The sequence below is a fragment of the Veillonella sp. 3_1_44 genome (assembly GCF_000163715.1).
Lineage (GTDB): Bacteria > Bacillota > Negativicutes > Veillonellales > Veillonellaceae > Veillonella > Veillonella parvula_A.
The window spans coordinates 100,470-113,565 of record NZ_GG770202.1; the positions used below are offsets into that span (position 1 = coordinate 100,470).

The 13,096-nt window shown below is 39.3% G+C and carries 15 protein-coding genes; 1 reads left to right on the forward strand and 14 read right to left on the reverse strand.

What is annotated here, in order from left to right; translation table 11 throughout:
* Positions 1–56 precede the first annotated feature (56 nt).
* Both HMPREF0873_RS09520 and HMPREF0873_RS09525 read right to left on the reverse strand, forming a co-directional pair.
* Positions 57–824, reverse strand: a complete 768-nt coding sequence (locus tag HMPREF0873_RS09520; protein ID WP_004695423.1) for a type III pantothenate kinase — start codon at positions 822–824, stop codon at positions 57–59.
* Between the two features lie 9 nt (positions 825–833).
* Positions 834–1,808 carry a biotin--[acetyl-CoA-carboxylase] ligase gene (locus tag HMPREF0873_RS09525; protein ID WP_008715815.1) on the reverse strand — a complete coding sequence of 325 codons (975 nt, stop codon included), beginning with the start codon at positions 1,806–1,808 and terminating at the stop codon, positions 834–836.
* Between the two features lie 171 nt (positions 1,809–1,979).
* Here HMPREF0873_RS09525 and HMPREF0873_RS09530 point away from each other — a divergent pair, with 171 nt between their 5' ends.
* Positions 1,980–3,323, forward strand: coding sequence for a threonine/serine exporter ThrE family protein (locus tag HMPREF0873_RS09530; protein ID WP_008715817.1), 1,344 nt, complete (start codon positions 1,980–1,982; stop codon positions 3,321–3,323).
* Between the two features lie 53 nt (positions 3,324–3,376).
* Here HMPREF0873_RS09530 and ftsH read toward each other — a convergent pair whose 3' ends face one another.
* From ftsH to folE, 12 genes are all read right to left on the reverse strand, one after another.
* Positions 3,377–5,305 (reverse strand): ATP-dependent zinc metalloprotease FtsH, encoded by a 1,929-nt coding sequence (ftsH, locus tag HMPREF0873_RS09535; RefSeq protein ID WP_008715818.1) that lies wholly within the window; start codon positions 5,303–5,305, stop codon positions 3,377–3,379.
* Positions 5,306–5,393: 88 nt separating this feature from the next.
* Positions 5,394–5,939, reverse strand: a complete 546-nt coding sequence (gene hpt, locus HMPREF0873_RS09540) for a hypoxanthine phosphoribosyltransferase (RefSeq protein ID WP_004695416.1) — start codon at positions 5,937–5,939, stop codon at positions 5,394–5,396.
* Between the two features lie 23 nt (positions 5,940–5,962).
* Positions 5,963–6,961 (reverse strand): tRNA lysidine(34) synthetase TilS, encoded by a 999-nt coding sequence (gene tilS, locus HMPREF0873_RS09545; protein ID WP_038125915.1) that lies wholly within the window; start codon positions 6,959–6,961, stop codon positions 5,963–5,965.
* On the reverse strand, positions 6,930–7,826 hold the full coding sequence (locus tag HMPREF0873_RS09550) for a phosphatase (RefSeq protein WP_008603478.1): 897 nt from the start codon (positions 7,824–7,826) through the stop codon (positions 6,930–6,932). Before HMPREF0873_RS09550 ends, tilS begins: the two co-directional genes overlap by 32 nt.
* Before the next feature lie 96 nt (positions 7,827–7,922).
* On the reverse strand, positions 7,923–8,324 hold the full coding sequence (locus HMPREF0873_RS09555; protein ID WP_004695410.1) for a S1 RNA-binding domain-containing protein: 402 nt from the start codon (positions 8,322–8,324) through the stop codon (positions 7,923–7,925).
* Positions 8,325–8,394: 70 nt separating this feature from the next.
* Positions 8,395–8,727 carry a septum formation initiator family protein gene (locus tag HMPREF0873_RS09560; protein ID WP_004698500.1) on the reverse strand — a complete coding sequence of 111 codons (333 nt, stop codon included), beginning with the start codon at positions 8,725–8,727 and terminating at the stop codon, positions 8,395–8,397.
* A 177-nt stretch (positions 8,728–8,904) separates the two neighbouring features.
* Complete coding sequence (locus HMPREF0873_RS09565; protein ID WP_038125918.1) at positions 8,905–9,852, reverse strand: L-lactate dehydrogenase; 948 nt, start codon at positions 9,850–9,852, stop codon at positions 8,905–8,907.
* A 94-nt stretch (positions 9,853–9,946) separates the two neighbouring features.
* Positions 9,947–10,762, reverse strand: a complete 816-nt coding sequence (locus HMPREF0873_RS09570; RefSeq protein ID WP_008715821.1) for a hypothetical protein — start codon at positions 10,760–10,762, stop codon at positions 9,947–9,949.
* 101 nt (positions 10,763–10,863) lie between these two features.
* On the reverse strand, positions 10,864–11,334 hold the full coding sequence (folK, locus tag HMPREF0873_RS09575; RefSeq protein ID WP_008603484.1) for a 2-amino-4-hydroxy-6-hydroxymethyldihydropteridine diphosphokinase: 471 nt from the start codon (positions 11,332–11,334) through the stop codon (positions 10,864–10,866).
* Positions 11,334–11,696, reverse strand: a complete 363-nt coding sequence (folB, locus tag HMPREF0873_RS09580; RefSeq protein WP_008603485.1) for a dihydroneopterin aldolase — start codon at positions 11,694–11,696, stop codon at positions 11,334–11,336. The genes folK and folB overlap by 1 nt, the downstream gene beginning before the upstream one ends.
* A complete protein-coding gene (gene folP / locus HMPREF0873_RS09585) occupies positions 11,696–12,529 on the reverse strand; it encodes a dihydropteroate synthase (RefSeq protein ID WP_004695397.1) in 834 nt (277 codons plus the stop codon). Before folP ends, folB begins: the two co-directional genes overlap by 1 nt.
* Positions 12,522–13,091: a GTP cyclohydrolase I gene (folE, locus tag HMPREF0873_RS09590; protein WP_004695394.1), complete on the reverse strand. Its 570-nt coding sequence runs from the start codon at positions 13,089–13,091 to the stop codon at positions 12,522–12,524. Before folE ends, folP begins: the two co-directional genes overlap by 8 nt.
* Between the last annotated feature and the right edge of the window lie 5 nt (positions 13,092–13,096).

The window sequence follows — 13,096 nt, forward strand, 5'->3', positions numbered from 1 at the left end:
GCTGTACCCGAATGTACACTACTTCGTTACATATACGTAACTATATTATAGTAGCATTATTTATTTCTTTCGTAAATAAGGCGTAAGCCTTCTAATGTAAGCATAGGTTCTACATGGTCAATGCAGTCTGTAGCACTGCTAATAAGCTGTGCCAAACCACCTGTAGCCACTACAGTTACATGATTTCCCATTTCCGCTTTCATACGAGACACGAGGCCTTCTACTTGACCTACATAACCGTAGAACATACCAGATTGCATAGAAGACACCGTATTTCGGCAAATGACTTGCCCTGGGTCTCTCACATCGATACGAGGTAATTTGGCCGCCCGTTGGAATAAAGCCTCTGCAGAAATTGTTACCCCTGGAGTAATAACCCCGCCCATATAATCGCCATTACCTTGTACCGCACAATAAGTTGTAGCCGTACCAAAATCGATGATAATTAAATCGCCCTTATAAAGCTCATGTGCTGCTACAGCATTTACAATACGGTCAGCCCCTACTTCACGAGGATTATCATACTTAATAGCGATGCCAGTTTTAGTACCTGGACCTACAATAAGAGGATTTACATTAAAGTAGCGCAAACACACGCGCTCTAATGTAGGCATTAATGGTGGTACAACCGAGGAAATAATGATAGCATTAATATCTTTTACATCAACCTTACGGTCGTGAAAGAATAAGTTCATCATCAGCATGCCATATTCATCGGTGGTACGGACCCGATCTGTGGAAATACGCCAGTGACCCACAAGTTCTGTCTTGTCGTATACACCGAGAACAATATTGGTGTTTCCCACATCAATTACTAATAACATTAATGCCTCCTATTTACGCGGACGAATTGATACGTCCCCTGCCACAATACGTTTAATTGTCCCATCTGAGATTCTTACTAATAAATTACCATCTTCATCAATATCTGTAGCCACCCCTTCATAGGTATTGCCAGGAGCACGCACTTCAATTTCTTCACCGAGAGTAACAGATAATTGCCGCCATTCATTAAGGGTTTCGTCAAAGCCACTATCGAGCACTTCATAATATTGATGTTCTAATTCTTCTAATATAAGTCTAAATGCTTCTGTGCGCTCAATATCAATATCTTCCATCGCAAGGGATGTAGCAATTAATTTTAACTCTTCTGGTAGTTCTTCTTGTTTTGTTTTTACGTTGACCCCAATGCCCATTACAATATGAGAAATTTCTTCCATAGAACCAGACATTTCTGTCAAAATACCTACTAGCTTACGACCATTCACAAGAATATCATTAGGCCACTTTATCCCCGCATCAGTGAGCCCCATCTTATGAAAGGCCTTTGTTAAAGCCACTGCAGCCATCAAAGTACACTTTGGAGCCTCTACAGGTGGAAAATCAGGGCGTAAAATCAAGCTAAACCACAAGCCTTTGCCAAATGGAGAATACCAACCGCGAGATAAACGCCCACGACCAGCAGCCTGTTCCTCAGTAACCACAACCGTACCTTCTTCTGCACCTTGTTGAGCTAAACGACGAGCTTCTAAGTTCGTAGACTCCGTGGTATCCATATAAACATATCGTTTACCAAATACATCTGTTTTTAAGATTTGTTTCATTGCCAAGGGGCTCAACAAATCAGGTTCTTCCAATAATCGATACCCTCTCTTGGTATAAGATTCAATTTTGTAGCCTTTTTGACGTAACGCCTTGATATGTTTCCAAATAGCTGTGCGCGAAACATGGCAGGCTTCGGACATATCTTGTCCCGATACGAAACTACCTTGGTTTTGTCTCAAGAATTCTAGCACTTCATCACGCATAGTTTAGAGCCCCTTTCTTTGTCAACCTAGGTTTACAATTCGATTGTACAAGTGTACCTTGTAAAATGCAAGGATTATTTAAAATAATTAATGTTATAATGTATATAGTATAAAGGTATACATAAAAAAATAGATAACAATAATGCTATCTATTATCCTTCGGAGAGATATATGAAACAGTTTACATTAGAAGAGAAAAATCAAGTTTTAGAGAACCCTTTTATCCATATTAATCGAAAACTGGATGTACTACTCAACATAGGGAAGTTACTAATGGAATGTGGGGCAAATACAAATCGAATCATTGAGGAAATGCTAAAAGCCGCAACATTTATGGGAATTCCTCATGATTACTTAAATATCCATATTTCATATACCACTATTATGGTCAATCTATTACACAAAGAACGATCCATAACGGTCTTCAGAAAAACACCGGTTCATATTCCGAATATGGCTATGATCAATGCCGTATCAAAGCTCACATGGCGCGCCTTTGAGCGACATTACTCACTAACGACCTATGAACGACTAATTGCCAAACTGGATACAACTATACCGACGTATCCAAACTGGATAAAAGGACTAGCTTGTGCACTAGGATCGGCAGGTCTTGCATACCTTTACAGTGGCGATATTATCGCATTCATTGTTACTATCATATGTTCTAGTATTGGTTATTTTACGCGCACCCTATCAGGCAGATTAGGGCTTAATGAATATGTAGGAATCGCATTAGGCGGATTTGGTGCCATGATATCGGCTTACGCTTTTTATAGTCATGTAAATAATGAATCCTTACTATATGTACTCGTTTGCTGTACCTTGTTCATGATTCCTGGGGTACCATTGATCAATTGTGTCATCGATATCATTAATAATCATATTTTATCGGGTATGACACGCGCTATTAGAACATTACTCATCGTGGGTAGCATGACTTTAGGTATGGCCATGGCACTCTACTTTAGCCCTGCACCAGCATTTAATTTTGTTGATATTAAACCTCATGTTATTTCCATTGAGCAAGTTATCGGTTCTTTTACAGCTGCAGCTGCTTTTGCGGTACTTTTTAATGCTCCTGTCAGACTATTAGTATCCATTGGTATTGGTGGCGTACTATGTGTATGTATTCGCAATATACTATCCGTAGAATTAGGATTTTCTACACCAGGTGCTACCTTTATTGGTGCTGCCATTATGAGTATTATTTTTGTAAAAGTTTCTACTTGGTTAAAAACATCTAGCACTATCATTATCGTGCCGTCTGCCATCGCATTAATGCCCGGTATACTGTACTACCGATTTCTCTTCGACATGTTACACATCAATGCATTAAATGATGCTAGTCTAATCCTTATGATACAAAATGGTGTAACTGGCACATTTACAACTATAGCTATAGCAATCGGTGTAGCTATACCAAATGTTTTAGCACAAAAATATTTGCAAAAACTAAAAGAACAACGCATGACAGAACTTCTTGCCACACGTCATATAAACGATGGACAGTAAAAAAGAGCTAGCCTTCTAAAAAGGCTAGCTCTTTTTCATATGGACAAAATCCATTATTTAATTTCATTAGATGATGCTTCACTAGGATCTGCTACAGTACTAGTTATTTCTTTAGCATCAACACTCTCTGGTACTACGCTACCTTCTACTTCAGAAGCTACTTTAGGCTCCTCAGCTTCAGGTTCTTTTGTTGTACCATATTTGTAAAGATTATCTACCGCTTTCGCATCGATTGTTTCCTCTTCTAACAAAGCATTTGCCATGTCATGTAAGAATTTTTCATTATCGCTAAGAAGTTTTGTTACATCTTTATAAGCTTCTTCTACGATACGATGAATTTCAGAGTCGATTTTCGCAGCGATTTCTTCACTATAGTTGCGCTCATGGCCTAGGTTTTTTCCTAAGAAGATTTGTTCTTGTTGTTCACCAAACACGATAGGACCAAGCTCGTCGCTCATCCCCCAACGCGTTACCATAGCGCGAGCAGTATTAGTTACACTTTGAAGGTCCCCAGAAGCGCCTGTACTGATTTCATCTAAAATCAAGGCTTCTGCAATTCGACCACCAAGAGCAACTCGAATATCTGCTAATAATTGAGATTTTGTTTTGTAGTTTTGTTCCTCAGTAGGAAGCATCATAGTGTAGCCACCAGCTGCACCACGAGGAATAATCGTTACTTTATGAACAGGATCTGCATAAGGCAATAGATGTGCCACGATAGCATGACCAGATTCATGGTATGCTGTCAATTTACGATCCTTATCGCTCACAATATGACTGCGGCGTTCAGGTCCCATGCTAACTTTTTCACTGGCTTCTTCAACTTCAGCCATAGTAATTACTTTTTTGTTAAGACGAGCCGCCAAAAGAGCTGCTTCATTTAACAAATTGCTCAAGTCTGCACCAGTAAAGCCTGGAGTTTTCTTCGCAATTATTTTCAAGTCTACATCATCAGCCAAAGGCTTATTACGAGCATGAACTTTCAAAATTGCTTCACGGCCGCGTAGGTCTGGACGACCTACAATAACTTGACGGTCAAAACGACCTGGACGTAAAAGTGCAGGATCTAGAATATCTGGGCGGTTTGTTGCAGCGATAGTAATAATACCTTCGTTGGCACCAAAGCCATCCATTTCAACGAGCAATTGGTTTAATGTTTGTTCACGTTCATCGTGACCACCACCAAGGCCGGCACCACGTTGGCGACCAACCGCATCAATTTCGTCTATAAAGATGATACATGGGGCGTTCTTTTTCGCTTGTGTGAAAAGATCACGCACACGAGAAGCACCAACACCAACGAACATCTCTACAAAGTCAGAACCAGAAATCGTAAAGAATGGTACCCCTGCTTCACCAGCAACAGCTTTAGCAAGTAATGTTTTGCCTGTACCTGGAGGTCCTGCCAATAATACACCTTTCGGAATTTTAGCACCGATAGTTGTAAATTTGCCTGGATCCTTTAAGAACTCTACTACTTCTTCTAATTCTTGTTTTGCTTCTTCAGCGCCAGCTACATCTTTGAAGCTAACCTTTACATTGCCTTCACCCATCAATTTAGCACGGCTTTTACCAAAGTTCATCACTCGGCCACCGCCACCTTGCGTTTGTTGCATGATGAAGAAGAATAATACTACCAAGATGATAATCGGAATAGCAGAACCTAACAAGCTCATCCACCAAGCAGGTTGCTCAGGTGGAGCTGCAGTAATTTCTACACCATTATCTTGTAAAGTTTTGATTAATGTTTCATCAGTTGGCGCATAAGAATTGAATTCTGTTCCATTTTTTAGTTTACCTTTAATACCATGATCATTGGTAATCGTTACGGACTCAACCTTTTTCTGTTGTACTTGTTGAATAAATCCTGTATAACTGAGTTCAGATTTATTCGCACTTTGACCAGAGAAAGCGTCAATGGCGATAACGAAAGCGGCAATGATAAGTAAATAAAGGACGATATTTTTAGTAAATCGACCCAAAATATTACCCCTTTCAATAATAGTTTAGTGGCATAAACGAATTGAGTACATCTCGTTGAGAGATGCACTCATATATTATATCATATTTTTAATCTTGATACATTTCTTCCTTTAAAATACCTATATAAGGTAAGTGTCGATATTTTTCTGCATAGTCTAAACCATAGCCGATAACAAAGTAGTCAGGAATGACAAAGCCTACATAGTCTACTTCTACATCCATTTTACGGCGTTCAGGCTTATTCAATAACGCTGCAAGGCGTACACTTTTAGCTCCACGGGCATGTAAATTTTCTAGCAAGTAATGTAATGTTGTACCCGTATCTACAATATCTTCTACAACGAGTACATGCTTTCCTTCTACAGAGCGATCCAAATCTTTTAAAATTCGAACTACTCCTGTACTTGTTGTACCGCTGCCATAGCTAGAGCAAGAAATAAAATCGAAGCTTACATCCACATTCTCATCGATAGAACGAGCTAAATCTGTAAAAAAAACGATAGCACCTTTCAATACCCCTACGAGAACTACGGATTCCCCTTTATAGTCAGCACTGATTTGATGACCTAATTCAGCCACACGTGCCTTTAATTGTTCCTCTGTATATAAAATATCTTTTGCATCTTGATGCATCTATATGACCTCCGCAATTCATATTAATGTTTGCAATATACTTTTATTGTATCACATTGAGCACTTACTTTTATACTTTTTATATTGAAAGTTTTCTTTTCCCCAGTGTTAACAATGTCGAGTAATTGCTCTTGATGAGCAGTGGTAAGCTTGATTTCAGGATCAAAGATGCTCACCAGTCTTTGCCACAATCGACGTTGGATAGCCAACGGCTTCTTACGTAACCCCCTACGAGATATAAACGCGCCCTCATCAGAGATAGTTACTAACTCATCAAACGCCATATCCGTTAAATTAGAAATAAGAGAAATGTCTTCGCGTACAGAAGCCCCTAGCCTTACTATAGCATCGATAACGATAGGATTAATGGCTTTTAACTCAGGTATAATGCGATGACGAATTCTATTTCTTTGATATCGTACATCCTCATTTGTACTATCTATACAGTAAGAAATATCTTTCTCTTTTAAATATAGAAGTAATTCTTCTTTTGTGACATCTAACAGAGGTCTTACTACTGGAACAGTATAATCATTACTAACAACGGCCATGCCTGTCAAACCATTAAGTCCAGTCCCTCTAATAAGATGTGCTAAAATTGATTCTGCTTGGTCATCTTTATGATGAGCTACTGCAATATAGTCATACCCCTCAGACTGTGCTATACCGGTTAGCCATTGATACCGAACTTGGCGGCCTATAGTTTCCTCTGATAGCTTTTGAGCTTGACTCAATTTAGGCACGTCAAAGACAGCCGTATAAAATGGCAGTCCTAGTACGTCCGCTTGATTTCTTAACCATAGGACCTCATCCTTACTTTCAGAACGAATACAATGATCTACGATAGCAACTCCAAGCTCATATACTGTATGGCGATGTGTAGCAATATCTTGCAATAAATGCAATAAAGCCATCGAATCAGGACCACCAGAACAAGCTACCAAGATACGACAATTCTCAGGAAATATATCATGTAATTTTAAAGTGTGATTAACGGTTCGAATGAGTGCTTTCACATTCACGGGCCATCGCCTCCATACCATCTTGGTCGCTCACAAATACATGAGGGACCTCATAGAAATCCATAAAGGACGTTAAAATCTCTGCCCCAGCAACAATAATGTCGGCACGCCCAGCGGGTAACCCTTTTACTTGTAGTCTCTCATCACGACTCATATACCGCAAATTCATAATAATGCCTTCCACCGTTTCACGGCTCAATTTATGACCTTGTACCTTTGTGCCATCATAATGGTCTAAACCTAAATCAATAGCAGCCAAGGTTGTTAGGGTTCCTCCAATACCGATAAATTCACCAAATTCACCTTCAATCATCATCGGATCCCAAAGAAAACGGGTTTCCTCCCACACTCGTTGAGGCCCTTCGTCAGATATAGATTGAAGGCGTACCGCTCCCACAGGATAAGAACGGCTCCAGTACACTCCATCCTTGTTACCTAATGCAAGTTCTGTACTACCTCCACCAATATCAATGGTCGTATAATGACGTCCATCCTCTAATTGATTTCCTAAAGCGCCATAAAAGCCATACATGGCCTCTTCAGCACCAGATAAAATTCGCCACTCCATAGGACAGTATGTATTAATACGTTCCATAAATGCAAGTCCATTAGCCGCTTCACGAACAGCGCTCGTCGCAAAACCAAAGCAATAGTCAGCACCGTATTCATTTGCTATTTTTTGTATATCCGTAAAGGCTTGATAGGATGCTTCCATGGATTCATCTCGCAAGGTACCATCTGTATTTCGTTGACCTAAACGAGTAGTCCACAACTGCTTAGGCTCATAACGCCACTCGTTATTCTCATAGGTAGCCAATAATAAGCGCACCGAATTAGAGCCAATATCGATAATTGCTAACTTCATAATTGCTCCTTACATATAAATGATTTTCCCTAATACTATTATAGCGTTAATACTCTATACATAAGTAAAGAGATGGCTAGATGCCATCTCTCACTATTAATCTCGACGACCACCTCGGCCTCCGCGTTTTCCTTCGGTATTACGTTTTAAATCGTGTAATCGTTCATTGCTATCGCGCAAAAATGATTTCATCTTCGCTTCGAAAGACTCTATGCTTTGTTTCGATTGAACACGATGAGGACGTTTTTCTTCGTCCATCCCCTCTTTAGGTTGTGTTTGACGAATGGAAAGTCCTATTTTATTCCCATCAATAGATAAAACCTTAACCTTTACTGGATCCTCAACCTTTAAAAGGGTATTAATATCTTCGATATATCCATGAGCTACTTCAGAAATATGAACTAACCCTGTTTGCTTTTCTCCTAAATCAACAAATACGCCGAATTTTGTAATACCTGATACGGTACCATCAATAATGTTACCAACTTCGATTGCCATGCAACCTCCTAATTAATGCGGAAACCTTAAACTACAAACTGATGCAAAGGAAAAAATAATAGAATACACTCTATTTTACATACGGTACTTCACCAGGCTTTACCAATCCTAACTCCTCACGAGCAACCCCTTCTATGGTCTTTGGATCTTGTAACCTAGCCTTTTCCTGTTCTAACTCTTCATTTCGCTGCTGTAACTCTTGCAATTGTTGCTCTATATGTTGTTTTTCTTGATATACAGCCACCAAGCGATAAGCCTGCCCTAACAGTAACAGCACCATAATCCCTATGCCAATCCGCTTGATCCACATGAGGATAATACGCTGATCCTGTGCTTTGCGATTAGGACGAACCCGTTTGCGTGGCCTTTTTGGGCGTTGTACATCCATAGTGTCCTGAGTCATAATGTCCCCCAAATATTCATCATCTGTATACTGTCATTTTTAGATTATACCACATAACAGAGCTTGGGACTAAAGAAAATTACAGATATTTCTCATTAAGAACGGTAACATAAATCCGTATAATTTTAAAACTCCATATGCGATGTAAACTTTCTATATACAAAAGTAAACATCCACTTACATAGCCTCAGCCTTTGCAACATGTTCACGAATGACAGCACAAGAAGCTTTAAATAAGGCTAGCTCTTCATTGGTTAGTTGCAGTTCAAGAACATCTTCGATACCATCTTTACCAATAACAGCAGGAGTAGATGCAAATATTCCTTCTTCTCCATATTGTCCATTTAAATAACAGGAGCAAGGCAATACCTTCTTTTCATCATGGAATACGGCGCGAATCAATTCTGTGGTAGCACTCGCAATACCAAACTCCGTAGAGCCTTTACCAGCTAGTACATGATAGCCACCAATTTTAACATCATCTAGTACTTTTGTATGGTCAAGTTTAGGAAATCTATGAGGTAGCTCTCGATATAATTCTAAAAGTGGTTTACCTTGTACACAGACATGGGACCACGGCACCATGGCACTACCTCCATGTTCACCTAAACAGTAGGCCGTAATAGAGCGATTACTAATAGTAAAGATATGAGCTAATTCTTTTTGCAATCTAGCTGAATCTAGAGCGGTTCCCGTTGAAATAATACGCTTAGGATTCCACTCAAGATGTTTACATAAATAGGTAGCTACCACATCAGCAGGATTAGAAATTGAAATGATGAAACCTTGAAAAGAAGACTGCTTAATACGTGGAATAACGTCTTTTAGTACAGCCACTGTTTCACCAAGGCTCTCAAGGCGATCCTGATACAAATTCGGCAAAGGCCCCGCACTAAAAACGAGGATATCACAATCTCCACATTCTTCAATAGGACCTGATGTAGCAGTTACTTGATGTGGAATATAGCTTACGGCATCATTAATATCCATAGCTTGCGCCTGAGCTTTTTTCTCGTCAATATCCATCAAATATAATCCATCAACCTCACCTTGCAAGGCTAAAGAAAATGCCACATGAGAGCCTACATGGCCAGTGCCAATAATACCTACCTTACGTAACTTCATAAGAGCCTCCATACCTTAGCATAAAACGATAGCATATCCTCAAATGCCAATTATTTAAATCACATATATCTGTATATGATTTATCTTAATAGAATCATAACTCATTTAAATTCATCTCATCCAAATTGAGTGGGAACAAATCTTTTCCTTCCATCGCTTGAGGAGATTTTTCTAAATATTGTTTACGCATGGACCACAAAATATCCAAATCTGTAGGATCCAATTTAGATAATGCATATATCATAGTAAAGTCAGAACCATAGTGCCCACGTAAGCTATCAGGTACACCCTTAGAGCCTTCACCACTAATGCGGTTATTAAAGAACCCTTGGATACGACGATTATCTAAATCTATAATAATAAAACCTGATCCATCATACACATATAATGTATGATTAACACGTTTTAATGCACGTACTGTATTCGTAATAAAATACTGGTCCTTCAAATCAATGAGGGACGACTCATAACCAGAATGGTAAAAGTCACCATAATAATGGGCCCCTCCATCAGTAGACTCCAACAAGCCTTTAAATTCTTTTTGCTCTTCAGCACTGAAATCGGATAAAGATTTTAGCTTTGTTATATTCCGTAAACCTCGTTGGTAATCATCCGATTTAGTTGGCTCTATATGTTGTCCCCTAAAGGTTATTGGCATTAAACGAAGTGCATTATCAGATAAATTATAAATCCCTAGTCCTTCATAACCTAAAAAATACACTTGTGATCCACTAGTCTTCATAGCTAATATTCGTTTTGAAATAATGGCATCACTAGAATTAACCAGTGTATGCGCTTCTGGATCAATACGTACTGTTTTACTATCATAATTTGCTCCTACAGCAAGCCAGTAAGATATCCCCATTATAATAAGTGCCAGTACAAATAATCCAATACGTTTTATATTCATCTACGCTCTCCATGACTTTCCAATCATAAAACGTAAAAGCATGCGTACAATATGTATCGTGTTTACAGTGTATCTAACATTAGATTATATACGATTCTAGCTTATACACCCAATTGAGCTAATCGGTCAGCAATCTTAGTCCCTTTATATGTGAATGTTGGTAATAGCTGAGATAGCGGTTCTATTACAAATTTACGATTCCAAAAATGAGGATGCGGTATCACAAGACTTTCATCACACAAAGAAATCATCTTCCCCTCTATATCGTACACTAAAATAATATCCAAATCTAATGTGCGAGGTCCCCAATGAATCAATCGTTTTCGTCCAGCCTCCTGCTCTAATTGCTGAATAAGGCTGAGCATTTGATGTGGATCTAGAGTGCTTTCACAAGACCATACGCCATTGACAAAGGTGTCTTGTTCCGTATATCCCCACGGCTCAGTTTCAATCAGAGGAGAAGTGACTAGCCTGGAAATTGCCTCATGATGTAGTAAGGATCGAAAAGCAGAACTGATGTAGCCTCTCTTATCCCCCATATTCGAGCCTACACTGATGTAATAGGTATACATCAAATTTGTCCTCTTGTGGTGATAACCTCAACATAATCCAAAATACCTGAAATCGGTACAGATGGTTTACGCACCGTTACTGAGAGACCTACGATACCTTGATAATGTTGGTACAAGGAATCGGCGATAAGCGCCCCTAATCGTTCTAACAAATTATGCTTTTCACCAGTCATAATTGATTCTACAATTTCATATACCTCTACATAATTGATGGAGTCCTCTAATTGATCACTTTGACCGGCCTTTGTAAGATCAGTTATTATTTCTACATCTACAAAAAATCGTTGCCCTTGTTCTTGCTCAGATGCCAAATTTCCGTGGTATCCGTAAAATGCCATATTTTTTAAAACGATTCTATCCATTATTCACCTCGTAACAAGCCGTCTGCTACAGCTAAGGCGCGTTTGTGCATTTTCACATTGTGAACACGCACCATATCAACGCCTTGGAATACACCTGTAATACAAGCAGCTACCGTACCTTCATCGCGATCTTCCGGAGGCAATCCGCCTAACATAGATCCGATGAAACGCTTACGGCTTGGAGCAAGCAAAACAGGGTATTCATAAGCGGTTAACTCACCCAAGCGTTGCATAACTTCAATATTTTGTTCTTCAGTTTTACCAAAGCCAATACCTGGGTCAAGCCAGATTTGTTGTGGCGTTACACCCTCTTTCAACGCTTTATCAATAGCGCAGAAGAAGAAAGCTTTCATATCTTCAATGATATCACCATAGTTTGTATCATTACTATTATGCATGATGATAACAGGTACCTTATATTTAGCCACCACCGCGGCCATGTCAGGGTCATAATGTAAGCCCCATACATCATTTAGAATATGTGCCCCTTTTGAGAAAGCATATTCTGCGGTTTTTGCATGATATGTATCGATAGATACAGGAACGGTAGAGGCCTTTAACACAGGTTCTATCAATAAAGAAAGACGTTCTATTTCTTCGTCCGTAGTCAAAGGTGTAGAACCTGGTCGTGTAGACTCAACGCCTAAATCGATAATATCTGCACCATCTTCAATCATTTGTTTCACATGAGCAGTAGCTGTTTCTGGTGTATTAAATTGCCCCCCATCAGAGAAGGAGTCAGGTGTACCATTCAGTATACCCATGATAAGGGTACGATCACACAAAGATAAGTTTTTGCCATCATTCCATGTATAATTTCTACGTTTAAACATTTACCTGTCCTCCGCCTAACATTGCCAACGCTTCATCCCTTACTGTACCTGTTTCAGCTAATACGCCTCGGCTTTCTAATGTAATTACCTTTGAATCTTGCTGCATAGTTCCTTTAATAAGCATACATAATTGAGTCGATGTAATACGAACAAAAACACCATGAGCAGATAAATCATTCATTATCGCATCTGCTAATTCAGATGCTAACCGCTCTTGTAATTGCGGTCTGCGACTGAGTATATTAACAACATCTTGAAACTTACTGAGCCCTGCCACACATCCATCCTTGGGTTGATACACAATGTCTACAGTCCCAAAGAATGGCAATAAGTGGTGCTCACACATAGAATAAAAGGGAATACCTGTAACGGCTATAAGTCCCTTGTAATCAGTGCTAAACGTTTCACCCCATACCGATTTTGTTTCGACTCCTACGCCACTAAATAACTCACCATATAATTCTGTTACACGACTTGGTGTCTTTTCTAACTCTGGTGCCTCTGTATCAACAGATAAAGCCTCTAAGAATTGCTTTATCCCGTCATTTGCACGTTGATTCATCGGTC

Coding starts and splice junctions, on each gene's coding strand:
- HMPREF0873_RS09520 (WP_004695423.1), bottom strand. CDS start 824: ATGTTATTAGTAATTGATGTGGGAAACACCAATATTGTTCTCGGTGTA.
- HMPREF0873_RS09525 (WP_008715815.1), bottom strand. CDS start 1,808: ATGCGTGATGAAGTGCTAGAATTCTTGAGACAAAACCAAGGTAGTTTC.
- HMPREF0873_RS09530 (WP_008715817.1), top strand. CDS start 1,980: ATGAAACAGTTTACATTAGAAGAGAAAAATCAAGTTTTAGAGAACCCT.
- hpt (WP_004695416.1), bottom strand. CDS start 5,939: ATGCATCAAGATGCAAAAGATATTTTATATACAGAGGAACAATTAAAG.
- HMPREF0873_RS09550 (WP_008603478.1), bottom strand. CDS start 7,826: ATGAAGTTAGCAATTATCGATATTGGCTCTAATTCGGTGCGCTTATTA.
- HMPREF0873_RS09555 (WP_004695410.1), bottom strand. CDS start 8,324: ATGGCAATCGAAGTTGGTAACATTATTGATGGTACCGTATCAGGTATT.
- HMPREF0873_RS09560 (WP_004698500.1), bottom strand. CDS start 8,727: ATGACTCAGGACACTATGGATGTACAACGCCCAAAAAGGCCACGCAAA.
- HMPREF0873_RS09565 (WP_038125918.1), bottom strand. CDS start 9,852: ATGAAGTTACGTAAGGTAGGTATTATTGGCACTGGCCATGTAGGCTCT.
- HMPREF0873_RS09570 (WP_008715821.1), bottom strand. CDS start 10,762: ATGAATATAAAACGTATTGGATTATTTGTACTGGCACTTATTATAATG.
- folK (WP_008603484.1), bottom strand. CDS start 11,334: ATGTATACCTATTACATCAGTGTAGGCTCGAATATGGGGGATAAGAGA.
- folB (WP_008603485.1), bottom strand. CDS start 11,696: ATGGATAGAATCGTTTTAAAAAATATGGCATTTTACGGATACCACGGA.
- folP (WP_004695397.1), bottom strand. CDS start 12,529: ATGTTTAAACGTAGAAATTATACATGGAATGATGGCAAAAACTTATCT.
- folE (WP_004695394.1), bottom strand. CDS start 13,091: ATGAATCAACGTGCAAATGACGGGATAAAGCAATTCTTAGAGGCTTTA.